Origin of the sequence: Trujillonella endophytica, assembly GCF_900110555.1 — a bacterium.
Taxonomy (GTDB): domain Bacteria; phylum Actinomycetota; class Actinomycetes; order Mycobacteriales; family Geodermatophilaceae; genus Trujillonella; species Trujillonella endophytica.
Genome location: NZ_FOEE01000005.1, coordinates 98,851 through 121,254 on the forward strand (window position 1 = coordinate 98,851; position 22,404 = coordinate 121,254).

The following is a 22,404-nucleotide window of genomic DNA, read 5'->3' on the forward strand; positions in this document are numbered from 1 at the left end:
GCGTCGGTAGCGTCAGCCGCGCCCGTACGCGGCCAGCAGCGGGCGGTTGCGCAGCGCCCGCGCGGCGCCCTCGGCTACGCACGTCAGGGGCTCCTCGGCGAGCTTGACCGGCAGGCCGAGCTCTCGCTCCAGCTCGTCGGCGAAGCCGTGCACCAGCGAGCCCCCGCCGAACACCAGCATGCCCTCGGCCAGCACGTCGGCCAGCCCCTGCGGGGGGAGGTCGTCCAGGCAGGCGGTCAGGGTCCGCAGGACGTCGCCGACGACCGGGCGCACGGCGGCCGCCAGCTCCGCGGCCGGCACGGTCGCCAGCCGCGCCCGGCCGGAGACTCCGTCGCGGCCCTGCACGACCACCGGTTCGCTGTCCCCGGCCCCGGCCCCGGCCCCGGCGAGGATCTTGACCCGCTCCGCCTCGAGCTCGCCGACGTGCAGCTGGTGCTGCTCGCGCAGGTACCGCGCGACGGCCACCGTCATCTGGTCGCCGCCCACCTTCGCCGTCCGGTGCGCGAGCACCCCGCCGAAGCAGAACGCGACCGCCTCGGCCGTGCCGCCGCCCACGTCGACGACCATGTGGACCCGCCGCTCCAGCGGGTCCAGGCCGCAGCCCACCGCCCCCGCGACCGCGTTGTCCAGCGCTGTCACGGGGCGGATCCCGGCCTCCTCCGCGGCCTCGACGAGCGCGCGGTTCTCCAGCGGCGAGGAGTCGGCGGTCACGCCGATCACGGCGCGCGTCGGGGTCCACGCGTGCCGGCCGGCCCGCTGCAGGACCGCCCGCAGGTAGAGCCGGGCGGTCTCCAGGTCCGTGACCACCCCGTCGTGCAGCGGCCGGACGGCCACGAACCCGGACGGGGCGCGGCCGAGCAGGTCCGCCGCCTCCCTGCCCACCGCGAGCACGCGCGGCCGGCGCGCGCCCTGGGCCAGCATCATGACGCTCGGCTCGTCGAAGACGATGCCGCGGCGGGGGTCGCTCACCACGGTGTTCGCGGTGCCCAGGTCGATGCCGAGATCCATGCCGGTCTCCTGACGCGCGGGCGACCCAGTCTGGGGTCGCCGCGGCGCCCGGTCCAGGCTCCCCGGCGCGCCGCCGGCAGGGGGGCCGGCGACCGTCAGGCCGGCGGAGTGCCGGGCTCCCCGTCCGGTCCCTCGGCTCCGCCCCGGGGCCGCTCCCCGCCCTCGGCGGGCGCGGCTGCCCGCCCGTCGAGACGCTCGAGGCGCTGGCGGATCGCGGCGACGTTCAACGCCAGGTCCTCGATCGCCTCCACGGCCCGCGTCGCGAGCGCGAACGTGAGGTTCTCCCGCTGCTCGGCGGGGCTGGGCTCCCGCGCGCCCCGGGGCGCGGCGGGCTGTCCCGCTCCGGGGGCCGCCCCCCACGGCCCGGCGGCCGACGCACCGCCGAACAGCTCGCGCAGCATCTGCTGCGCCCGCTCGATGAACTCGCCCGGGTCGGGCCGGTCGGTCGACATCCCGTGCTCCTCTCGGCTCCGTGCACTCAGACCTGGACGGTCGCGCCGCAGATCCCGCAGACCTCCAGTGTCCGCCGTCCCCACCGGGCGAGCGGGACGAAGAAGACGGTGAACTGCGTGGCCACGCGCACCCGCCGCCACGGCGTGGTGTTCCCGCAGTTCGGGCAGGTGCGGACTTCCCCCGGCCCCAGGTCCCGTTCCTTGGTGCCGAAGCCGAAGAGGAAGAACATCCCGCCACCGTAGGCAGCGGGTCCGGCGACCGCGCGGTGGAGCGGGGCCCGGAGGGCCGGGACGGACGCCGACGTCGGCGCACGCCGACGCCGCGCAGATGCCTTGACGCTGCCTCCGGGGCGGTCCTAGCCTCTCCGCCACCTGCTGCCTTGGGGGGTCTCATGACCCGGTCGGCGTCTCGTGAGCCGGTACTCGTCGAGCTGACTCCGCGGGTGTCCACGCCCCACCTCTCGGCCCTCTCCCTCCAGGTGACCGACGCCTGCAACCTGGCGTGCTCCTACTGCTACTTCTACGAGAAGGAGCCGGTCGCGATCACCCCGGAGATCGTCGACCGGGCGCTGGACCTGCTGGCCGCCGACAGCGCGCCCGAGTCCACCGACTGGCACATCAACCTCTTCGGTGGCGAACCCACGCTGCGGGGAGACCTGATCGACCACATCTGCCGCGAGTCGACGCGGCGCGCGGCGGCGTGCGGCAAGCAGGTCACCTTCTCCATGACGACCAACGGCACGCGGTTCACCCCGCAGATGCTGGACCTGATCACCGGGCACGACATCGCGACGATGCTGAGCATCGACGGCAACGAGCAGGCCCACGACCGGTTCCGCCGGTACCTCGACGGCCGGGGCTCCTACCGGAAGATCCTCGAGAACCTGCCCCGGCTCATGCAGGCGCCGCACTTCAAGGTCCGCCTGACCATCTCCCCGATGACCGTCGAGTACCTCTCCGCGAGCGTCGAGGAGCTGCTGGGCCTGGGCATCCGGGACATCGCGACCAGCCCGGTCGCCGAGCAGGAGTGGACGCCGGCGCACTTCGCCGAGTTCGCCGCGCAGTGGCAGCGCGTCGGCGCGCTCTACATCCGGGAGCGGCTGGCCGGCGCCCCGGTGTCGATCAAGGGGATCGACAGCCTGGACGAGGAGGAACCGCTCTCCATCTGCGCGGGGAACCGGGAGTACGGCTGCGGCGCCGCCACCTCGTTCGTCTTCGTCAACGTGTTCGGGGACCTGTACCCGTGCCACCGGTTCCCGGGCTACTTCTCCAAGTCCGAGCACGTGCGGCTCGGCTCGGTCTTCACGGGGATCGATGCCGACCGGCGGATGCACTACGTGATGGCGAACCGCGCGTCGTCGAAGAAGGGCTGCCACGCGTTCGTGGGGAGCCCGGGGGAGACGGGCGCGTGCGGCGACTGCCTGATCCAGGGCGTCTGCGGCGGGTCCTGCATGGCCATCAACGAGTTCGTCACGGGGGATCCCACGCAGCCGCCGTCCGTCCCGGGGCGGCTGGAGCAGATCAAGCTGGAGGTGCTCACCCAGGTCCACGAGTACCTGGCCGCACGGGCCGGCTGACCCGAGGAGCACCCCGACGCACTCGAGGACCCGCCGGAGCGGCCGGCGGGGGTCGTTCAGGACAAGGGAGGGTGGCCGTGCCTGACGGAGAGAACGGGCCGCGCAACAAGGCCGGACGCGTGCGCAGCAACGCCGACCTCGAGCACGAGGTCGCCGAGAAGGGGGCGGAGAAGGTCCGCGAGGAGCTCAACACCCCGAGCCTCGACCAGATCATCAAGGACCTGCAGGCCCAGCACGGCGTCCGGGTGACGCTGTCGCCGAACCTCGTGCAGTCGCTGGAACGGCTGAGGCTGACGTCCCCGAACTCGAACACCCTGCGGTCCTACTGCCACCCGGGCGACATCTGCATCCTCTGCGACAGCCGCGACCTGTGTAACCGGTGCGACGCCCTCGACTTCTGCATCACGCACGACTACCACATCGTCGAAGAGGCCTGATCCGGTTCCCGCTCACTCCGGCAGGAGCGGCTGCGAGCCCAGGGGCGCGAAGTCGAACGGCGACGGCGGGGCCTGCACGGCGCGAACGTGGTCGGAGAAGTGGCAGACGTGCCGGAGGGAGGCGACGACGCCGGCGTTCGCGTCGGCCTCGAAGCCGCCGGCGCGACCGCCGCGGAGCATCCCGGACACCAGGGCCTGGAAGTCGCGGATGCCGCGCGCCACCGCGACGAGGTACGGGAACGGGGTCTCCCGGTCGGCGGGGGTGGGGCCCGGGTCGGTGGCCAGCAGCAGCGGCCGCCACCGGTCGTCCAGGACCAGGGTGCCGCCGAAGGTCAGCGGCACGTGGACGTCGAGGACCCCGCCGTCCAGGCGGACCGGAACGGCGACCGGCACCTCGTAGCCGTAGCAGAGGTACCGCTCGGTCATCTCCCGGATGCCCGCGACGCCGGCGGCGTCCGTCACCCGGTCCACCCGCCGGGTGGTGCTGACGAGCGTGGGAGCCAGGATCCGGGCACCGATCCCGCGGGGGATGCCGAGGGCGTCGGCCTGCCCGAGCACGGCGCGGGTGAGCGTCGCCGAGTCGGCGCCGAGCAGGGGCTCGAGGTCCACCTCCAGCGGTGGAGGGGTGAGCACGAGGTCGTCGTCCCAGAGGTCGCGCTCGGTGAAGACCTCGCGGGCGATGTCGCGGAACCGGCTGTCGTCCGGGAAGACCCGCGCGTCCGCCTCGGCGACCAGCCGGGCGAGCAGGGGCAGGGTCGTCGCCGTGGGCGGCAGGTAGTGCAGGGCCCGGAACACCATGCCCCGGGTCCAGCGTGCGGCGTCCTGCACCGACGTCACGAAGTCGTCGAAGGCACGGCGCTTGGCCGGCCGCGCGCCTCGGGGCCCGGCGGCCGGCCGCGCGGCCTCGTGCAACCGGACCATCAGCTCGTAGACCGCGCCGGTCCAGACCAGGGACCGGGTGTGGGCGTCGGGGGGCGCGTCCCGGTACGGCAGGACCTCCAGCGTCGAGCGCGAGTAGGGGAACCCCGCGCCCTTCTTGGCGACGCCCCATTCCTCCGCCCCCCGGGTGATCACGCTCGGCCGCCGCAGGTCGCCGCCGGACTCCTCGAACACCCTGCGGACGACCGATTCGTGGCGCAGGGCCGAGAAGAGCGTGACGAGGTCGGCGAACGACTCGTGCAGGGCGGCGGAGTCGACGTGCGGCTTGAGGGTGAAGCCCGGCCGGATGGTGGCCAGGACCGCGTGGCCCAGTTCGTGGGACACGACGTCGTGCGACAGGCAGGTCCAGACCTGGCCGGGCCGCCAGGGGGAGGAGGCGAAGCCGAAGTTCAGGGAGGGCGCCTGCGGGTCGTAGAAGGCGTCGAGCCGGGGGACGGCGTGCGGCCGGATGACCAGCGGCCCCCCGCCCTGCCAGGTCACGGCACCGCCCAGCTCCTCCTCGATCATCTGCAGCACGCTGGTGCACACGGCGAAGACGTTGACCTGGTGGAACTGCGCGTTGTCGACGAGCCCCTCGCGCTCGAACCGCGCGAAGGAGAGGTCCTCCGCGGCCCAGTCCAGGGTCGGCACCATCGGCGGGATCCCGACGGGATGCAGGCCCAGCTGCGCGGCGACGCGGAGGCCGACGTCCGGGTCGGCGGCCGGCTCGTCGCGGACGCAGAACCGGCTGGATCCGGCACCTTCGAGGAAGTCGCCGGTGGTGGCGAAGTCGAAGTCCGCATGCAGGTCGGGCAGCGACGGGTCCTGCAGGAACAGCGCCATCGGCTTCGAGGTCTCGCCCATGGCCCCCTCCTCGCTCGGGGGACGCGTTCGACGACGGACACCCTGCCACGGCTGGCTGCCCCGAGGGGCCTTCCGCGACCGGGCTCGAGACCCTCGACCCCGGTCGGCCGGTCTGCCAGCATCTCCAGTGGCCCGAGGACGGGCAGCCGCTCGTTCCGGCCGCGTCTCCACCGAGGAGAGCGGAATGTCCGATCCGGACGCGGACCTGCACGCGGCGGCCGAGCGCGGGAACGTGGCGGCCGCGCGCGACGCCCTCCGGCGGGGGGCGCAGGTCGACGCCCGGTCCCCGGGCGGGCGCACGGCGCTCATGACGGCGTCGATGCGCAGCGCCGTCGAGGTGATGCGGGTGCTGCTGGACGCCGGGGCCGCCGTCGACCTGCAGGCGGCGCTGGGGGAGACGGCGCTGATCACGGCCGCGAGCGGTCGCGGGCGCGACTCCGTGCTGCTGCTGCTGGAGCACGGCGCCGACCCGACCATCGCCGACGTCCGGGACAGGACGGTCCTGATGTGGCTGGTGGACATCCCGTTCCACCGCGGCGGCGTGCCGTTCCAGTCCGTCGAGCCCCTGGTCCGGGCCGGCGCGCGCATCGACGCCCAGGACGTGTTCGGCCAGACGGCGCTCATGGTCGCCGTGCAGGGGGACCTGAGCACCGCGGTCCGCCCGGCGGTCCTCGCCGAGCTGGTCGCGAACGGCGCCGACGTGGACCTGCCCTCGCCGCACGGCGAGACCGCGATGTTCGGCCTGGTGCGGTACGTCGACGACGCCATCGACCTGGACAACGGGCGGGACTGCATCCAGGTGCTCCTCGACGCCGGAGCCGATCCGAACGTCCGGAACGCCGAGGGCCGGACCCCGCTGGGGTCCATCGCGCCCGGCTCGCTCGCCGCCCCCATGCTCACGGAGCTGGGGTTCACCGCCTAGGCGCCCGGTCCCACCGACGGCGACCGGGCGCGGCGGCGCGCGGTCGCTGGCAGGGTGGACGGCATGGTCGACTCCGCTCCCGTCGTCGTCGTGACCGGTGCGAACGGGCTGGTGGGCACCGCCGTGTGCCGGGCGCTGGCGCAGCGGTCGGCGCAGGTGCGCGCCGTCGTCCGCCGCGCCGGCAGCGCGCCCGCCCTCGACGGCGTCACCGAGCACGTCGGCGACTTCGCCGACGACGCCCTGGCCCGCGCGGTGACCCGGGGTGCCGACGCGGTGATCACCACCGTCCACCCGATGGGCTCGTCCCGGGAGGTGCAGGCGCGGGTGGGAGCGGAGGGGACCGCGCAGCTCGCCCGGGCCGCCCGGGACGCGGGCGTGGCCCGGCTCGTGCACGTGTCCACGGCCGCGGTGTACGACCGCTCGGCCGGCGTCGGGGACATCGCCGAGGACGGCGCCCTGCTGCCCGAGGGCAGCGGTGCCTACGCGGACACGAAGAACGCCGCCGACGCCGCGCTCGCCGGGGTCGGCGGGCTCACGACCGTCCTGGTCCGGCCGCCGGCGATCCTGGGCCCGGGCGACACCTCGGTCTGGAACTCGCTGCGCCCCCGGGCCGTCCGCGACGGCGACCGGCGGGCGAACCCGGCGAAGACGTGGCCGTGGGTGCACGTCGACGACCTGGCGGCCCTCCTCGCGGACGTCGCCGCGGGCGCGGTGGCGACCGCCGACGATCCGGAGCGCGGTCCGGTGGCCGGTGGCGCGACACCGGTCCTCGTCGCGGGCGAGCCGGCGACCTGGCGTGACTACCTCGGCACGGTGGCGGACGCGCTGGGCGTCGCGCCCGAGTGGACCGACGAGCCGGTGTGGACCGGGCAGCTGCTGACCGGCCGGGCGCGCGGGTGGGGCTGGGCGCCGCGGGTCGGTCTGGACCGGGCGCTCGACGAGCTGCGGCGGGGCTTGGCGCCGCGTCCGTGACCCCGGCCGGCGTGCCCGGCCTCACGGCGCGGCGTCGTCCGGGGGCAGGATCCGTGCCAGGGTGCGACCGCGCACCGCTGGGGACGACGAGGAGGCTCCGTGATCGACGACGTGATCGCCCGCTGGCACCGGCACCTGGCCGGGGAGCTGCCCGGTGGCCTCGACGGGCTGCTCGCCGACGACGTCGTCTTCCACTCGCCGGTGGTGTACACGCCGCAGCGCGGCAAGGCCGTCACGACGCAGTACCTCGAGGCGGCGGCCGCGACGCTGGTCGGCGAGGCCGGAGGCGCCTTCCGCTACACGAAGCAGGTGCTCGCCGGGGACACCGCGGTGCTCGAGTTCGAGACCAGCCTGGCGGGCAGGTACGTGAACGGCGTCGACATCATCCGGTGCGACGGCGCGGGCCGGATCGTCGAGTTCCGCGTGATGCTGCGCCCCCTGAAGGGGATCCAGGCCGTGCACGAGCACATGGGCCGGCTGCTGGCCGCCGGCGGCTGAGGAGCCGTCGGCGTCGGGCACCAGCCGCAGCAGCGGGATCCGGCGGTCGGCAGCCCGCTGCCGGCCGGGAGCACGACCCGGCTCAGCCGCGCCCGGCCGGCTGGGCGGCCAGCGCCTGCGCCAGGTCCGCCCCCCAGCGCCGCGCGCGGTCCTCCTCGCCGTCGGCCAGCGGGCCCTTCGCGTCGGTGACGTAGAAGTGCTCGGCGGGCGCGAGGAGCGGCAGGCCGTGGCCGCGGAGCAGCTTCTCCTCCGTCCTGGATGCGCGGTCCATCTTCACCAGCAGCTTCGGGTGGTCGCTGCGGGTGTCGAAGGCCGCGGCCCGGGTGCCGGAGTGCGGAACGCGGACCGCCTCGAGCCACTCGTGCAGCCCCCGGCTCGTGTCGGGGATCTCCCCCCCGTACTGCTTGACGGCCCCCTCCCGGGTGGAGGGCCGCGGCATGGACAGGCCGTGGTTCGGCCCGCCGACGACGAGCAGGTCGACGTCGGGTCCGATCTCGGCGGGGCCGTCGGCCGCGGCGACGACGTCGACCTGGACGCTGCCGGACAACCCGTCGGCGATCGCCCGGGCGATCGTCCGGGCGTCACCGAACACGGACTCGAAGACGATCAGGGCACGGGCCATGCCGGCTCACCACCTCGTGGATCGGGATCTCGGTGGGGTCCGACGCTAGGCGGCCCGGACCGGGGACCAGGACGGGCGAAGGGCGCGGCCGGGACCGCCCTTGGACCGCCGTCGTCGGGCCCTTCGGCCCTGAGGGAGGGCCCCGCGGGATCCGAGGCTGAAGCCGTGCCGGAGACGACCTCGACGAGGGCCACCCGTCCGCCGTCCTCCGAGGGCGAGGCCCCGCCCACCGACGCCCCGCCCGCCGCGGTGGGCCGTACGGAGCGGGTCCTGCTGCGCGGCGGCACGCCGGCGGTGCTGGTCGAGCTCGCGGCCGGCGACGCGGACGAGCTGCTGGACCTGCACCGACGCCTCGGCGAGCGGGACACCTACCTGCGCTTTGCGACGCTGCACCCCACGGGCCTGGAGCGGTACGTGCGGCGAACCCTGGCCGCGGGGTCCGGGGACCACACGCTGGGAGCGCGGGTCCGCGGGCGGCTCGTCGGCGCCGTGCAGCTCCTGCCGTGCGGTCCGGGGCGGGCGGAGGTGGCGGTGGTCGTCGACGCCGCGGCGCGGCACGACGGGGTGGCCACGGCCCTGCTGGAGCGCCTCGCGGTCATCGCGGGCCGGCTGGGCATCGACCGGTTCGTCGCCGACGTCCTGGCCGACAACGGGCCCATGCTGCGGGTCCTCACCGACCTCGGCATGCCCGTGGAGAGGTCCCGGGAGGGAACGGCCACGCGGATCGAGGTGGCCCTGCACCCCGGGCAGCGCTACCTCGACGCCGCCGAGCAGCGGTACCGGACGGCCGCGGCCGCCAGCCTGCGACCGGTCCTGCGGCCCCGGTCGGTCGCCGTGGTGGGCGCCGGCCGCCGCGAGGCCTCGGTGGGCCGGTCCGTGCTGCGCAGCCTGCGTGTCGGTGGGTTCCTCGGGCCGGTGCACGCCGTCAACCCCGCGGCCGGCGGGTCCGGCGGAGTCGAGCTGGAGGGGGTGCCCTGCCTGCCCGACATCGGATCGGTGCCCGGCCCGGTCGACCTCGCCGTCGTCTGCGTGCCCGCCGCGCAGGTGTGCGACGTGGTGGGCGCCTGCGGTTCGGCGGGGGTGGGCGGTGTCCTCGTGCTCAGCGGCGGTCTCGCCGGCGTGCCCGGGAGCCGGGAGCGGCTCCGCGAGCTCGGCGACCGCCACGGCATGCGCCTGGTCGGGCCGAACAGCCTCGGGCTGGCGGTCCACGGGCCGATGGGCGCCCTGGTGGCGTCGTTCGCCGGGCGGGTGCCGCCGGCCGGCGACCTCGGGCTGGTCGCGCAGTCCGGCGGGATCGCGATCGCGGCGCTGTCGTCCTGGCAGCGGCTGGGCCTCGGCATGTCGGCCGGGGTGGCCATCGGGGACGCCTACGACGTCGGCATGCGGGACGTGCTGGCCTGGTTCGACGAGGACGCCGGCACGGACCTGGTCGTGCTCTACGCCGAGTCCGAGCCCGATCTCCGCAGCCTGGTCCGGACGGCGGCCCACCTGGCCCGGCGCGTTCCCGTGCTGTCGGTCGCCTCGGGCACGTCGGGGGCCGGCGCCCGGGCCGCCGCCTCCCACACGGCACGGGCGGCCACCCCGGCCGTCGTGCGGGGGGCCGCGGCCCTGGCCGCCGGCATCCAGACCGCGCCGGACCTGACCTCGCTGGCCGCGGCGGTGGGGCTGCTGCGCGGGCAGCCGCTGCCGCGCCCCGGGACCGTGGCCCTCCTGACCAATGCCGGCGGGGTGGGTGTGCTGCTGGCCGACGCCTGCACGTCGGCCGGCCTGGGGATCGATCCGCTGCCACCGGACCTCCGGCGGCGGCTCGCCGACGTGCTCCCGCCGCTGGCCGCCACCGGCAATCCCGTGGACACCGGCGCCGCCGTCACGGCCGAGGCGTTCGGTGCGGCGCTCGCCGTGCTGCGGGCGCACCCGGCCGTCGCCGCGGTGATCACCGCGACCCTCCCGACCGGGGTGGGCGACCCCGGCCCGGGGGTGCTCGCCGGCGCGGCCGCTGCGGGGGGCGCCCCCGTCGTCGACGTCCGCGTCGGCCGCGCCACGGCGCTGGAGCGCCTGGACCTGCCCGGCGGGGGGTTCGTGATCTCCGTCGCCGACGCGCCCGTCGCGGCGCACGCCCTCGCCGCCGCGGTCGCCCGCCGGGACTGGCTCGCCCGGCCGACCGGCGTTCCGGAGGCGCCCGGCGGCGTCGACGTCCGTGCCGCGCGCGCCGTCGTCGCGGGCCTGCTGGCGCGTGCCCCCGGTGGTGACTGGTTGCTGCCCGACGAGGCGGCCGCGCTGTGCGCCGCCGCGGGCCTGCCCATGGCCGTCACCTGGTGGGCGCGCAGCCCGGCCGAGGCCGCCGCGGCCGCCGCGCGCGCCGGGGGCCCGGTGGCGGTGAAGGGCGTCGTCCGGGGGGTCGTGCACAAGGCCGACGCCGGCCTCCTCCGGCTGCCGGTGGCCGATCCGGCCGAGGTCTCCGCGGTCGTCGAGGCCTGGGCGGCCCAGGCCGGGGACGACTGGAGGGGGGCGATCGTGCAGCCGGTGGTGGCCCCGGCCGACGAACTCCTCGTCGGCGGGGTGCGGGATCCGTCCGCCGGTGCGGTGGTCGCCCTGGGCCCTGGCGGCCGGGCCGCGGACGCCCTCGGCCACCGCGTCCACCGCCTGGCGCCCCTCTCCACCGCCGACGCCGACGACGTGCTCACCGGCACCGGGCTGTTCGCCCCGCCGCACGGGGCCGCCCTGGACCGCGCCGGTGTCGCCGGCTGCCTGCGCCGGATCGGCTGGTTGGTCGACGTCCTCCCCGAGCTCGCCGAGGTCGAGATCAACCCGCTGCGGGTCGACGCCGCCGGCTGCCTGGCCCTGGACGTGCGCGGCCGCGTCGTCCCCCCGGCCGGCTGACGGCGGACCGGGTCGCTCGGGGGCTAGGCCGACCGATCGGCCCGGGCGGCCGGCGGGACGGCGGTGCCGAGCGGGAGGACGGCGACCGGGCAGGCCGCGCGGTGCAGGACGGCGGACGTGACCGACCGGAGGTGCCCCCCGCGGTCGTGCCGGTGCCCCACGACGAGCAGCTCGGCGGTGAGCCCGGCGGCGATCAGCGTCCCGGCGGCCCCGCCCCGGCGGACCACCCGGTGCACCTGCGCCGGGAGCGGACCGGCGCGGTCGACGACGTCGGCCAGCAGCGCCTCCTCCCGGTGCTGGGCGGTGACCTCGTCGACCAGGGGCTCCAGGCCCAGGTGCAGCAGCCCGGGCGCCGTGTGCCGCCAGGTGTGCACCGCGACCACCGCGCTGCCGCGGTCGGCCGCCGCCCGCAGCGCGAACGCGAGCAGCGCGTCGTCGCCGTCGTCCCCGGCGAGGCCCACCACCACACCGGAGGGCTCGGGAACGGTCGTGGTGAGGCGCAGCGGCACGACGAGCAGCGGGCAGAGCGCATGGCGGGCCAGCGCCCCGGCCGTCGAGCCGAGCAGGACGTCGCCCAGGCCACCGGTGGACGTCGTGCCGACGCAGACGAGGCCGGCGTCGGCGCTCTCGGCGACGAGGACCTCAGGAGCGGGGCCGTCCACGAGAGCGGAGGTCACCGGCACACCGGGGGAGCTCCGCGCGATCTCGGTCTCCAGGCCGTCGATCACCAGCTCGGCGGCGACCCGGAGCACCGCCCGCCCGTCCAGCCCCTCGGGCGCGGGGAGGTCGTCGCCCGCGGCGAAGGGCAGGGCCATGACCAGCCGCAGCGGCGCCCGGCGGAGCGTCGCCTCGCGCGCGGCCACCCGGACGGCCCCGGAGGCCGAGCGCGAGCCGTCGACGCCCACGACCACCGGCCGGTGGTCGGCGGCGCCGGTCACCGCGTCCGCGTCCGTGCCCGCGACCCGGCGCCGTGGGGTGGGTGGGGGACGACGGTCGTGTCGGCTCCCGGGAAGACGAGGCTGGTCCGCTCGTCGTCGGTCCACCGCACCTCGTACGGCGGGCTGCCGTCGGCGTGCGGCACGCCGACGATGAGGCCCTCGCGCACCGGCGCATCCAGCGTGCGCCCGTGGACGACGAGCCAATGGCCGACCTGTGCCTGCACGGCCGCCTCCTCGGATGGGGGTACGGGGCCCTCCGGGTCGCCCGGGCAGCCCTGCTGCTCGGCCCACCGGCGGGCCGGGGCACCACCGTGCGCCCCGGGCGGGGAGGAACCGCAGTGCCCTTGGTCTCCGCTCGCCGGGGCGTCGGTCACGATCCGGCCCGGCGGCGCGGCCGAACCGGAGGCGGCGCCTCCGGCACCCCCGCCTGCGCGCCGGCGGCGGAGAACTCGGCGGCCAGCGCGGCCACCAGCGCGTCGGCGTCGGGCACGACGGCCCGGTCGGTGCCGAAGCCGATGGTGACCTGGCCCGCGTAGCTGAAGACGGTGACGGTGAGGGCCTGGCGCATGCTGGTCGGCGCCCAGCCGACGACGCCGGCCACGGGGACCCCGGCCAGCGCCATCGGGGCACGCGGACCGGGGACGTTGGTCAGCACGCCGACGGCCTTCGCGCCGAAGAACCGGTTGACCGCCGTCCCGACGGGGGTGGGGCTCAGGGCGACGGCCCGACTTAGCGCGGAGGTCAGCTCCGGTTCCCAGGAGTCGCGGATGCGCGCGACGGCGCGGTGCACGGCCCGCAACCGGGCGGGGAAGGGCATGCGGCCGTGGGGGAGGGGGACGAGCACGAGCGCGAAGTGGTTGCCCAGGTCCCGCGGCGGGGTCGCGCCTGGGGGCTCCCGGTTCACCGGCACCATCCAGGCGACCCGGTCGTCGTCGGGCGGGAGGGGACCGCCCGGGAGCTGCTCGAGGTAGCGGGCCAGCGCCCCGCAGACCAGGGCGGTGCACACGTCGTTGACCGTCGCCCCGGTGCCGCCGGCCAGGGCCTTCACCGCGGTGAGCGGAAGCGGTTCGCTCCACGCCGCGCCCTTGGCCGCGCCCGGACGGCCCTCGAGCGCCGTCCGGGGATTGGTCCACAGCCCGACCGTCAGCGCGCCGACCGCCGTGTTCAGCACCGCGGTCCCCGGCCGGGCGGCCCGTCCGGTGAGCGGGGTCCCCGGTCGCCCGACGTGCGCGGCCAGGTCCGGCGGGTGGGCGTCCACCGGGTCCAGCAGGCCCAGCAGGGCCTGGGTCGAGCGGATCCCGTCGGCGATGGAGTGGTGGAAGCGCACGACCACGGCGCTGCCGCCCTGGTAGCCCTGCAGCAGGTGGATCCGCCACATCGGGTGCGCCCGGTCAAGGAGGGTGCCGCGCTGCTCGCCGACGAACCGCTGCACGGCCGCCCGGCTGCCACCCCCCGGCGCGGGGGAGACGACGACGTGCCGGTCGAGGTCGAAGTCCGCGTCGTCGACCCAGGCGGCCCAGCGCAGCGGCCCGTCGTGCACGACCGGCCGCTGCCGCAGCACCGGGTGCCGGTCGAGCAGCCGCCCGCGGACCAGGGCCCGGAGGCGGCCGGGGTCGACCTCCCCGTGCGTCCACAGCAGCGAGGTGACGGCCATCGGGTTCTCGGGTCGATCGAGGGTCAGCCAGAAGGAGTCCTCGACCGCCATGCGCCGGCGGGTCACGGGGCACCCGGCACGTCGGGGCTCCCGGCGGCCGCCAGCGCGACCAGCTCGGCCAGGCCCACCTCGATGCCCCGTGCCAGCCGGTCGACGTCGGAGGCGGTGTCGGCGTCGCCGGTCAGCCCGAGGGCCAGCTGCCCGGCGTAGGTGAACACGGCGACCCCCACGCGCAGCCGGGAGGCGATCGGGACGTAGGGGAGGATCTCGACGCAGCGCCGGCCCAGCGCGTACAGCGGCTCGGCCGGCCCGCGGACGTCGGTGGTGACCGTGGTGATGGTGCGCTGCGGCAGGTGCCAGACCAGGCGCAGGCCCGGCGCGAGCACGGGAAAGGGCTCGAGCCCGGCCAGCCGCACCAGCACGGCGCCGGCCTCGGCCTCGTGCTCGGCCTTCAGCTCCCGGAACAGCTCGCGGACGGCGGCCAGGCGGGCCCCGGGGTCGGCCACGTCCACCGGCAGGTCGGCGAGCATGCAGGAGACCCGGTTGTCGCGGATGGCCGCCTCCCCGGGGGCGCGCACGTCGACCGGGACCAGGGAGCGGATGCGGTGCCGGGTGGGCCGCTCGCCCCGGTCCAGCAGCAGGCTCCGGAGGCCGGCGGTGACGGCCGCCATGACGACGTCGTTGAAGGTTCCGCCGAGCCGGTGGCGGACCGCGGAGACGTCGGCCACCGTGCCCCTGGCGACGGCGAAGCGGCGTTCCGCGGACAGGGGGCCGGTCAGGGAGGAGGCACCGGTCGGCCGCAGCGCCGTCGCCAGGCCGGCCGCGCCGCGGGCGGTGGCCGCGGCGGCCCGGGCCAGCGAGGCGGGGTGGCGGACCGCGCCGGCGACGGCCCGCACCTGCACGGCCGGCAGGAGGGCCAGGTCGCGGGCGGCCAGGAGGGCGAGGCCGGCCGCCGACGGCTCGGGTTCCGGGCGCCAGCCGTCGGGCACCCCCGGCCCGGGCTCCGGCGTCGGATCGAACACCACCCGGTACAGGTCGGTGCCCGAGACCCCGTCGACCATGCAGTGGTGGACCTTGGAGACCAGGGCCCACCGGTCCCCGGCCAGGCCGTCGACCAGCCAGTACTCCCACAGCGGCCGGCTCCGGTCCAGGCGGGTGGACATGATCGCGCCCATCAGCCCGGTCAGCTCCCGGTCCCCGCCCGGCGCGGGCAGCGTGGCGGTGCGCAGGTGGTCGTCGAGCGCGAAGTCCCGCGCGTCGGTCCACACCGGCGGACCGAGGTCCAGCGGCACCTGCCGGGCCCGCTGGCGGTACCGCGGGATCAGGGGCAGCCGGCCGGCGAGGGCGGCGCGGACGTCGTCCCGGGCCGGCGGCGGGCCCTCGAAGACCGCGATCGAGCCGATGGCGAGCGACGCCCCGGGCTGGGCGTCCTCCAGCTGGAGGAACGCGGCGTCCAGCGGGCTCATGCGGTCCACGGCCGGCCGCTCAGAGCACGAGGTGCGCGGGCTCGCCGGTGTTCCGCTCGACGTCGGAGGTCGCGACCCCGAGCAGGCGGTTGCCGAGGTCGCGCAGGGCCCGCGCGACCGCGATCTCGTCGCCGATCTCCGGGACGTCGCGGTCGGCGGGGTCCAGCCGGGCCAGGCCGATCCCGGCGAGCCAGTTCCCGCCCCGGCCCTGGAGGCGGGCCACCGCCCGCGTGCGCCCGTCGTGCTCGTCGACCTCGACGGAGACGGTCCAGGTGGCCCGGACGTCCGTGGCGGTGCTCATGGCGACCTCCTCGCGTGGGTGGCGTTCCACGGTGACCGCGCCGTGCCCGCCGGCGCCGCGGCCGGAGGGACCCTCCGCCGGGGACCTTCGGCACTGACCCGGGCGTGGGGACGATGGCCTCCCCCGGCCGGGGTCGAAGGCCCGTCGACGTCGCCCGGGCGCCGCCGGACCCTTCCGCCGAGGGGACCGACCGGGGAGGAGCGCCACCATGGACGCGGCAGCGATGGCATGGACGGCGGAGGTGCTGGCCGGGCCCGGCAGGGGGGTGCTCGCCGCCGACGAGAGCACGCCGACGATGGGGCGTCGGCTGGCGGCGGTCGGCGTCGAGAACACCGAGGAGCGCCGGCGCGGCTACCGGCAGCTGCTGTTCACGACCGAGGGGCTCGCGGCCACCATCAGCGGGGTGATCCTGGCCGACGAGACGATCCGGCAGCGGACCGACGACGGCACGCCGTTCCCCGAGGTGCTCCACGCGGCCGGCATCGTGCCCGGCATCAAGGTCGACCGCGGGACGACGCCGCTGGCCGGCTTCGCCGACGAGGTCGTGACCGAGGGCCTCGACGGGCTCCGCGTGCGGCTGGAGGAGTACGCGTTCCTCGGCGCGCGCTTCGCGAAGTGGCGGGCGGTCGTCCGGATCGGGGCGGAACGGCCGACGACGACGTGCCTGGAGACCAACGCCCACGCGCTGGCCCGGTACGCGGCCCTGGCCCAGGAGGCCGGCCTCGTGCCGGTGGTGGAGCCCGAGGTGCTGATGGACGGCCCGCACGACATCCGGCGGTGCGCCGAGGTGAGCCTGGCGACCCTGCGGGCGGTGTACGACCAGCTGGCGCGGCACCGGGTGGTCCCGGAGGCGACCCTGCTCAAGACGAACATGGTGCTGCCGGGCTCGGAGTCCGGCGCTCCCGAGGACCCGGAGGAGGTGGCGGACGCGACGATCGACGTCCTGCGCGAGGCGGTGCCGGCGGCGGTGCCCGGGGTCCTGTTCCTCTCCGGCGGGCAGAGCGACCTGCGGGCGACCCGGAACCTGGATGCCGTCAACCGCCGCGGCCCGCAGCCGTGGGAGCTGAGCTTCTCCTTCGGGCGTGCCCTGCAGGCACCGGTCCTGCGCCGCTGGGCCGCCGGTGACGAGGCGGGCGCGCGGGCCGCCCTGCTGCACCGCGCGGCCATGAACGGCGCGGCGCGGCGCGGCGTCCACCGGCCCGAGGACGAGCTGCTGCGCGAGCCGACCGCCTGACCTCGGCCGGCGCCCCGGCGCCGGTCAGCCCCGACGGCGCTGGAGGGGCACCTGCAGCGTGCCGCGCGGATCGAGCCGGAAGTCGGCGTCCCGGACCCGGACCGGCAGCTCCGGCACCACCTGGGCGGAGTCGCCCACGGTCAGCGTGCGATGGGTGATCGCCACGTCGAGCTCCGGGTGCTGCCGGTAGTGCAGGCGGAACCGCATGCCGGTCAGCCGCTCGGGCAGGTAGGGGTCGAAGCCCAGCGCCCCGCCGTGGGTCTGCAGCCCGGTGAAGCCGCGCTGCAACAGGTCCACCGTCCCCGCCATCGCGCCCAGGTGGATCCCCTCGCCGGTCGTGCCGCCCTGCAGGTCGGCGATGTCGCTCTCCAGCGCCTGCTGGAAGTACGCCCAGGCGCGGGCCCGGTCGCTGCGGGCCAGGACCCAGGCCTGCACGACGCGCGACAGCGTCGAGCCGTGGCAGGTGCGGGCGGTGTAGTAGGCGACGGTCGTCGGGATGGTGCGCCGGTCGTGCGCGTAGCCGAGCCGGTCGAGCACCGCGTAGAACTCGTCCGCGGTCAGCAGGTGGAACAGCATGAGCACGTCCGCCTGCTTGGACACCCGGTACCGGTTGGGCGTGTCGCCCTCGGCCTCGAGGATGCGGTCCAGCCGGCTGATGTCGCCGTAGCGCGCGCGGTAGCCGGCCCAGTCGAACTCGGCCAGGTCGGCGTAGCCGCGGAACTGGCTGAGCACGCCGTCGGGGTGCCAGCACAGCCGCAGCCGGCGGCTCACGTGCTCCCAGCGCAGCAGGTCCCGCTCGCCGATGCCGAGCCGGTCCAGGAGGTGCTCGCGCCGGCGGGCGGGGAGCTCGGCCACGCACTCCAGCGCCCGCGTGAGGGTCCAGGCCGCCATGACGTTGGTGTAGGCGTTGTCGTCCAGCCCGGGCCCGTCGCGGCCGGGGAGGGCGTCGTGGTACTCGTCGGGCCCCATGACGCCGCACAGGTCGTACCGGTCGTCGGTCCGGTCGTAGGTCGCCAGATCGGCCCAGAACGAGGCGACGTCGAGGAGCAGTTCGGCGCCGTGCTCGACGAGGAACTCCGTGTCGCCGGTGGCCTCGTGGTAGCGCCAGGTGTTGTAGGCGACGGCGAGACCGATGTGCCGCTGGAGGGCCGAGTTGTCCGGTACCCAGCGCCCGGATCGGGGGTTGAGGTGGACGGTGGGGGACTCCTCCCGCCCCGTGGCCCCGCTCTGCCACGGGAAGAGCGCCCCCCGGTGGCCGGCGGCGCGCGCCGCGGCCCGCGCCTGGGGCAGCCGCCGCCACCGGTACATCAGCATGGCTCGGGCGACCGACGGCAGGCGCAGCACGAGGAAGGGGAGGACGAAGACCTCGTCCCAGAAGACGTGGCCGCGGTAGGCCTCGCCGTGCAGGCCGCGGGCGGGGATGCCGGCGTCGAGGTCGACCGAGTGCGGGGAGACCGTCTGCAGGATGTGGAAGACGTGCAGCCGCAGCACGAGCGAGGTCCGGGACGGGCCCTCGATCCGGACGTCGCAGCGCTCCCACAGGTGGGCCCAGGCCTGCACGTGCCGCTCGAGCAGGCGGTCGAACGACGGCGCCCGGCGGGCCTCGTCGAGGGCGGCGGCGCCCGGTTCGCCGATCGCGCGGTCCCGGGAGGTGCACAGCGCGACGACCTTCTCCACGGTCACCGCCCGGCCCGGCCGCACGTCGACGTCGAACTCCACGGCGGTCAGTCCGTCGCCGGCGGTCGCCCGGTGTCCCGGCTCGTGCTCCACCCCGTCCACCAGGAGGCGGTGGCGGGCGGCGAGGCCGACCCGGATGCGCGACTGCACCGTCTCCACCACCAGGGTGAGCAGCCCGGCGCAGTGGCCGCCCGTGACGAAGGCCAGGTGACGGCCGTCCAGGCCCCGGTACCGCGCCACCCCGGCGTTCTCGACGCGGCCGTCGAGGGCCGAGCGGACGGTCAACCGCCCCGACCAGTTCTCCGGGACCACCGAGCAGTCGAGGGCGGCGAGCATCGGGTCGGCCATGGACACCAGGCGTCGCTGCGCCACCCGGCTCCGCCGGCCCGCGCCGTCGGTCACCACGAACCGGCGGGTGAGCACGCCCCGCCGCAGGTCGAGCTCCTGGACCTGGTCGCCGGCGGTGAGCGCGGCGTCCCCCAGCCAGTCGCCGTCGTCGATCCGGAACGTCAGGGGCTGCCAGTCGGGGAGGTTGACGATGCTCTCGTTCTCCACCGCCCGGCCGTCCACCCGGTCGGCACACCGGTCGACCACCCCCGCGGCGTACGTGCCCGGGTAGTGCACGCCGTCCGCACGGGACTCCGGCGCCGCCCCCCGGGTGACGAACCGGCCGTTCCCCACGGCACACAGCACCTCGCGCACCGCCTCGCGGCCCGGATCGGCGCCCTCGTAGCGCAGCACCCAGTCGCTGTCGGCCGACTCCGCGGGCGAGGAGGTCATGCCGGCGGCACGGACCCTCGGCCCGGCGCCGGCACGGGGGAGCGCGCCCGACCCGGGGCGGAACGGCGGCCGGTCACGGGTGGGCGCCCACCGGGACCACGGCGACCGGGCACCCGGCCCGGTGGAGCACCGAGTGCGTCGTCGACCCGAGGCGCGCCAGGCCGCGCCGGTGGCGGTGGCCGAGGACGAGGAGCTGGGCGGTCATGCTCGCGGCCAGCAGCGCCGAGGCGGCGCGGTCGCGGACGACGACCTCGCGGACGACCAGGTCGGGGTCCTTCTCCACCCAGCCGGCGAGCGTCTCCGACAGCAGCCGCTGCTCGTCGGCGAGCACGCCCGCCCAGTCCACGAGCGGGCCCATCGACCGGAACGCCGTCTCCAGCACGGCGTCCTGCCACGCGTGGACCGCGACCAGGTCGGTTCCCCGGGCGAGGGCCTCGGCGACGGCGAACGCGAGCACCTCCTCGTCCTCGCGCCGTCCCTCGATGCCCACCACGACCGCGGTCCGGCCGCGGACCACGACCGCCGTCTCGTCGGGCAGCACGAGCAGGGGACACGGCGCGGCGGTGACCAGGCCCGCGGCGGTCGAGCCGAGCACCAGGCCGGCGACGCCACCCACGCCCCGGGCACCGACGACCAGCAGCTGGGCTCCGGTGGCGGCGGTGGACAGCGCTCGCACGGCATCGCCGTCCTCCACCGACCAGGACACCCGCTCGGACCCGAGGACGTCGGCGGCCTCGCCGGCCAGGTCGCGCAGCAGGACCTCGGCCCCGCCGCGGACGACGGCTCCGAACTCGGCGGACTCGCCCGAGGACAGGGCGAGATCGCGGATCGGCCAGGTCGTGACCGTCAGCAGCCGCAGCGGTGCCTGCCGCAGGCGCGCCTCGTCGGTGGCGGCCGCCGCCACGGCCCGGGAGGACTCTGAGCCGTCGATGCCCACGACGACCGGGGCGGGGGTGGTCGCTGAGCTCATCGGTGCTCCTCGGCCGGGCGCGGGCACGGGTTTCCGTGGTGCTCGCACCGGAGGCAGGGAGCACACGTCGACGCTAGGCAGGGGCGGAGGCCGGGTCCCAGGGTCGACCGACCGGGCGTCGCATGACCCAGGACCCCCCGGGGCGGGACGTCCGGCCCGCGTCCGCGCCGCGCCCGGGGCCGCAGAGTGGGGCGCGGAGGCCCGGCGCTCGCCCGGGCGGGAAGCCGAGGACGACGGTGGCGACGCAGCAGACATCCGCGGCCGGCGACGCGCACGGCGGCACGGACACGAGCCCGGAGCGGTGGGTCGTGGGGGTGGACGGATCACCCGGTGCCCGCGCGGCCCTGGTGTGGGCCCTGGCCGCCGCGGCGCGTGCGGGCGCGAGGCTGGAGCTGGTGAGCACCTATCCGGCGGACTTCTACTGGACCGATCCCTACCTGCTGGACACCGTCCGGCTGGACGAGATCCGCGCGGACACCGCCGGGCTGGTCCGGGCGGCGCTCGCCGAGGCCCGCCGGGACCCGGCACTCGCCGCCGTTCCCGGGGCCGCCGAGGTTCCCACGGACGTCGTCGTCGGCGGGGGCGCGGCGGCGGCGCAGCTCGTCGAGCAGGCGCAGGGCGCGCAGCGGCTCGTCGTGGGCAGCCGCGGGCGCAGCGGCGTGCGCAGCACCCTGCTGGGGTCGGTGGCGCTGCACTGCGTCGCGCACGCGCCGTGCCCGGTGGTGGTCGTGCACCCCGGCGCCGTGCAGCCGCCGCCCCGGGTGGTCGTCGGCATCGACGACACCGACGTGTCGCGGGAGGCCCTCCGGGAGGCGGCCGAGGAGGCGCGCCGGCTGGGCGCGGAGCTCGAGGTCGTCGCGGCCTGCCCGCTGGAGGTCGTGTGGAGCAACATCTACAGCGTGGTCGCGCCGCCGGCCGAGGAGACCCGGGCGCGCGCCCGGGAACGCGCCGAGATCGTCGTGGCCGAGGTGCTCGGCGCGGACGCGCCGGTCCGGCTGCGCGTGGAGGACGGCGAACCGGCCGAGGCGCTGCCGCGGGTGGCCGCCGGCGCGGTCCTGCTCGTGGTCGGCAGTCGCAGCCGCAGCCGCATCGCCGGCATGCTGCTCGGGTCGGTCGCGCTGCACTGCGTGGTGCACGCGCCGTGCCCGGTCATGGTGGTGCACCCGCAGCCGGCACGGGCGGCCGGCCGGCCGGCGGCGGACCCGGCCGCCGCGGCTGCCCGCTGAGGCGCCCGTGCGCGCCTGGGTGGTCGGCACGCCGGCGCCCATCGGGACCGGGCCGCTCGACCGGGTCGAGCGGCCCGCACCCGAGCCCGGACCCGCGCAGGTCCGGATCGACGTGCGCTGCTGCGGCGTCTGCCGCACCGACCTGCACCTGGCCGAGGGCGACCTGCCGCCGCGCCGGCCCGGCACCACCCCGGGGCACGAGGTCGTCGGCCGGGTCGGCGCGCTCGGCCCGGGCGCGACCCGGTTCGCCGTGGGGGAGCGGGTGGGCGTGCCGTGGCTGGGACGCACGGACGGCACCTGCCGGTTCTGCCGGCGCGGCGACGAGAACCTCTGCACCGCGCCGCTGTTCACCGGATGGGACCTCGACGGCGGGTACGCCGACGCGTGCCTGGTGGACGAGCGGTTCGCCTACCGGCTGCCCGAGGGCCTCGCCGACGAGCAGGCCGCGCCGCTGCTGTGCGCCGGGATCATCGGCTACCGGGCGCTGCGCTGCGCCGACGTCCCACCCGGCGGCCGGCTCGGGATCTACGGCTTCGGCGGCAGCGCCCACCTCACCGCGCAGGTCGCCCTGGCGCAGGGGCTGCGGGTGCACGTGCTGACCCGGGGCGAGCGGGCCCGGCGGCTGGCCGGTGACCTCGGCGTCGACTCCGTCGGCGGCGCGACCGACGCGCCGCCGGAGCCCCTGGACGGCGCGGTGCTGTTCGCCCCGGCCGGGGAGCTCGTGCCGGTCGCGCTGCGGGCCCTCGACCGGGGCGGCACCCTCGCCGTCGCCGGCATCTGGGTGTCGGCGATCCCGGCGCTGGACTACACCGCGGACCTGTTCCAGGAGCGGCGGCTGCGCAGCGTGACCGCCAACACCCGGCGCGACGGCGAGGAGTTCCTCCGGCTCGCGGTCCGGCTCGGGGTGCGCGCCACCACCACCGTCTACGCGATGGACGACGCCCCGCGCGCCCTGGCCGACCTGGCGGCCGGGCGCTTCGCCGGCGCGGCGGTGCTGCACGCCTGATC

21 protein-coding genes are annotated in these 22,404 nt (G+C 76.8%); 9 read left to right on the forward strand and 12 right to left on the reverse strand.

Translation table 11 applies throughout. From position 1 onward, the window contains the following. Positions 1 to 12: 12 nt before the first annotated feature. The 3 genes from BMY88_RS09600 to BMY88_RS09610 all read right to left on the reverse strand — a co-directional run bounded on the left by BMY88_RS09600 (position 13) and on the right by BMY88_RS09610 (position 1,690). Positions 13 to 1,008: a rod shape-determining protein gene (locus tag BMY88_RS09600; RefSeq protein WP_091942537.1), complete on the reverse strand. Its 996-nt coding sequence runs from the start codon at positions 1,006 to 1,008 to the stop codon at positions 13 to 15. Between the two features lie 95 nt (positions 1,009 to 1,103). Continuing rightward, positions 1,104 to 1,460, reverse strand: coding sequence for a hypothetical protein (locus BMY88_RS09605; RefSeq protein WP_244524562.1), 357 nt, complete (start codon positions 1,458 to 1,460; stop codon positions 1,104 to 1,106). 26 nt (positions 1,461 to 1,486) lie between these two features. Next, positions 1,487 to 1,690: a zinc ribbon domain-containing protein gene (locus BMY88_RS09610; RefSeq protein ID WP_091942539.1), complete on the reverse strand. Its 204-nt coding sequence runs from the start codon at positions 1,688 to 1,690 to the stop codon at positions 1,487 to 1,489. A gap of 213 nt (positions 1,691 to 1,903) precedes the next feature. On the opposite strand from BMY88_RS09610, the gene papB reads away from it, so the two are divergent. Both papB and papA read left to right on the forward strand, forming a co-directional pair. Further along, a complete protein-coding gene (papB, locus tag BMY88_RS09615) occupies positions 1,904 to 3,037 on the forward strand; it encodes a PapB family radical SAM/SPASM ranthipeptide maturase (protein ID WP_170861036.1) in 1,134 nt (377 codons plus the stop codon). 77 nt (positions 3,038 to 3,114) lie between these two features. After that, positions 3,115 to 3,474, forward strand: coding sequence for a freyrasin family ranthipeptide (gene papA, locus BMY88_RS09620; RefSeq protein ID WP_139220449.1), 360 nt, complete (start codon positions 3,115 to 3,117; stop codon positions 3,472 to 3,474). A gap of 12 nt (positions 3,475 to 3,486) precedes the next feature. On the opposite strand, the gene BMY88_RS09625 is transcribed toward papA, so the two are convergent. Further along, positions 3,487 to 5,256, reverse strand: a complete 1,770-nt coding sequence (locus BMY88_RS09625; protein WP_170861037.1) for a gluzincin family metallopeptidase — start codon at positions 5,254 to 5,256, stop codon at positions 3,487 to 3,489. 184 nt (positions 5,257 to 5,440) lie between these two features. On the opposite strand from BMY88_RS09625, the gene BMY88_RS23800 reads away from it, so the two are divergent. The 3 genes from BMY88_RS23800 to BMY88_RS09640 all read left to right on the forward strand — a co-directional run bounded on the left by BMY88_RS23800 (position 5,441) and on the right by BMY88_RS09640 (position 7,648). Continuing rightward, a complete protein-coding gene (locus BMY88_RS23800; protein WP_170861038.1) occupies positions 5,441 to 6,178 on the forward strand; it encodes an ankyrin repeat domain-containing protein in 738 nt (245 codons plus the stop codon). Positions 6,179 to 6,241: 63 nt separating this feature from the next. Further along, on the forward strand, positions 6,242 to 7,150 hold the full coding sequence (locus BMY88_RS09635) for an NAD-dependent epimerase/dehydratase family protein (protein WP_091942881.1): 909 nt from the start codon (positions 6,242 to 6,244) through the stop codon (positions 7,148 to 7,150). Between the two features lie 99 nt (positions 7,151 to 7,249). Beyond that, complete coding sequence (locus BMY88_RS09640; protein WP_091942547.1) at positions 7,250 to 7,648, forward strand: nuclear transport factor 2 family protein; 399 nt, start codon at positions 7,250 to 7,252, stop codon at positions 7,646 to 7,648. 82 nt (positions 7,649 to 7,730) lie between these two features. On the opposite strand, the gene BMY88_RS09645 is transcribed toward BMY88_RS09640, so the two are convergent. Further along, positions 7,731 to 8,270, reverse strand: a complete 540-nt coding sequence (locus BMY88_RS09645) for a flavodoxin family protein (RefSeq protein WP_139220451.1) — start codon at positions 8,268 to 8,270, stop codon at positions 7,731 to 7,733. Positions 8,271 to 8,435: 165 nt separating this feature from the next. Here BMY88_RS09645 and BMY88_RS09650 point away from each other — a divergent pair, with 165 nt between their 5' ends. Beyond that, complete coding sequence (locus BMY88_RS09650; RefSeq protein ID WP_170861039.1) at positions 8,436 to 11,150, forward strand: GNAT family N-acetyltransferase; 2,715 nt, start codon at positions 8,436 to 8,438, stop codon at positions 11,148 to 11,150. A gap of 23 nt (positions 11,151 to 11,173) precedes the next feature. Here the strand turns inward: BMY88_RS09650 and BMY88_RS09655 are convergent, their stop codons facing one another. The 5 genes from BMY88_RS09655 to BMY88_RS09675 form a co-directional block, all read right to left on the reverse strand. Further along, entirely contained in the window at positions 11,174 to 12,088 is a 915-nt protein-coding gene (locus tag BMY88_RS09655; protein WP_170861040.1) for a universal stress protein, read from the reverse strand. Further along, positions 12,085 to 12,312 carry a DUF1918 domain-containing protein gene (locus tag BMY88_RS09660; protein ID WP_091942883.1) on the reverse strand — a complete coding sequence of 76 codons (228 nt, stop codon included), beginning with the start codon at positions 12,310 to 12,312 and terminating at the stop codon, positions 12,085 to 12,087. Before BMY88_RS09660 ends, BMY88_RS09655 begins: the two co-directional genes overlap by 4 nt. Positions 12,313 to 12,458: 146 nt before the next feature. Beyond that, positions 12,459 to 13,808, reverse strand: a complete 1,350-nt coding sequence (locus BMY88_RS09665) for a WS/DGAT domain-containing protein (RefSeq protein WP_091942555.1) — start codon at positions 13,806 to 13,808, stop codon at positions 12,459 to 12,461. Then, the gene (locus tag BMY88_RS09670; protein WP_211435581.1) at positions 13,805 to 15,208 is read right to left on the reverse strand and encodes a wax ester/triacylglycerol synthase family O-acyltransferase; all 1,404 of its coding nucleotides are present in this window, start codon (positions 15,206 to 15,208) and stop codon (positions 13,805 to 13,807) included. Before BMY88_RS09670 ends, BMY88_RS09665 begins: the two co-directional genes overlap by 4 nt. 19 nt (positions 15,209 to 15,227) lie before the next feature. After that, positions 15,228 to 15,509 carry a DUF1876 domain-containing protein gene (locus BMY88_RS09675; protein WP_091942559.1) on the reverse strand — a complete coding sequence of 94 codons (282 nt, stop codon included), beginning with the start codon at positions 15,507 to 15,509 and terminating at the stop codon, positions 15,228 to 15,230. Between the two features lie 208 nt (positions 15,510 to 15,717). Here BMY88_RS09675 and BMY88_RS09680 point away from each other — a divergent pair, with 208 nt between their 5' ends. Next, on the forward strand, positions 15,718 to 16,743 hold the full coding sequence (locus BMY88_RS09680) for a class I fructose-bisphosphate aldolase (RefSeq protein WP_091942561.1): 1,026 nt from the start codon (positions 15,718 to 15,720) through the stop codon (positions 16,741 to 16,743). Between the two features lie 24 nt (positions 16,744 to 16,767). On the opposite strand, the gene BMY88_RS09685 is transcribed toward BMY88_RS09680, so the two are convergent. Both BMY88_RS09685 and BMY88_RS09690 read right to left on the reverse strand, forming a co-directional pair. Then, complete coding sequence (locus tag BMY88_RS09685) at positions 16,768 to 19,200, reverse strand: glycoside hydrolase family 65 protein (RefSeq protein ID WP_091942563.1); 2,433 nt, start codon at positions 19,198 to 19,200, stop codon at positions 16,768 to 16,770. A 73-nt stretch (positions 19,201 to 19,273) separates the two neighbouring features. Then, the gene (locus tag BMY88_RS09690; protein ID WP_170861041.1) at positions 19,274 to 20,170 is read right to left on the reverse strand and encodes a universal stress protein; all 897 of its coding nucleotides are present in this window, start codon (positions 20,168 to 20,170) and stop codon (positions 19,274 to 19,276) included. A 236-nt stretch (positions 20,171 to 20,406) separates the two neighbouring features. Here BMY88_RS09690 and BMY88_RS09695 point away from each other — a divergent pair, with 236 nt between their 5' ends. Continuing rightward, positions 20,407 to 21,396, forward strand: coding sequence for a universal stress protein (locus tag BMY88_RS09695; protein ID WP_170861042.1), 990 nt, complete (start codon positions 20,407 to 20,409; stop codon positions 21,394 to 21,396). Positions 21,397 to 21,403: 7 nt separating this feature from the next. After that, entirely contained in the window at positions 21,404 to 22,402 is a 999-nt protein-coding gene (locus BMY88_RS09700) for a zinc-dependent alcohol dehydrogenase family protein (protein WP_091942569.1), read from the forward strand. Positions 22,403 to 22,404: the final 2 nt, after the last annotated feature.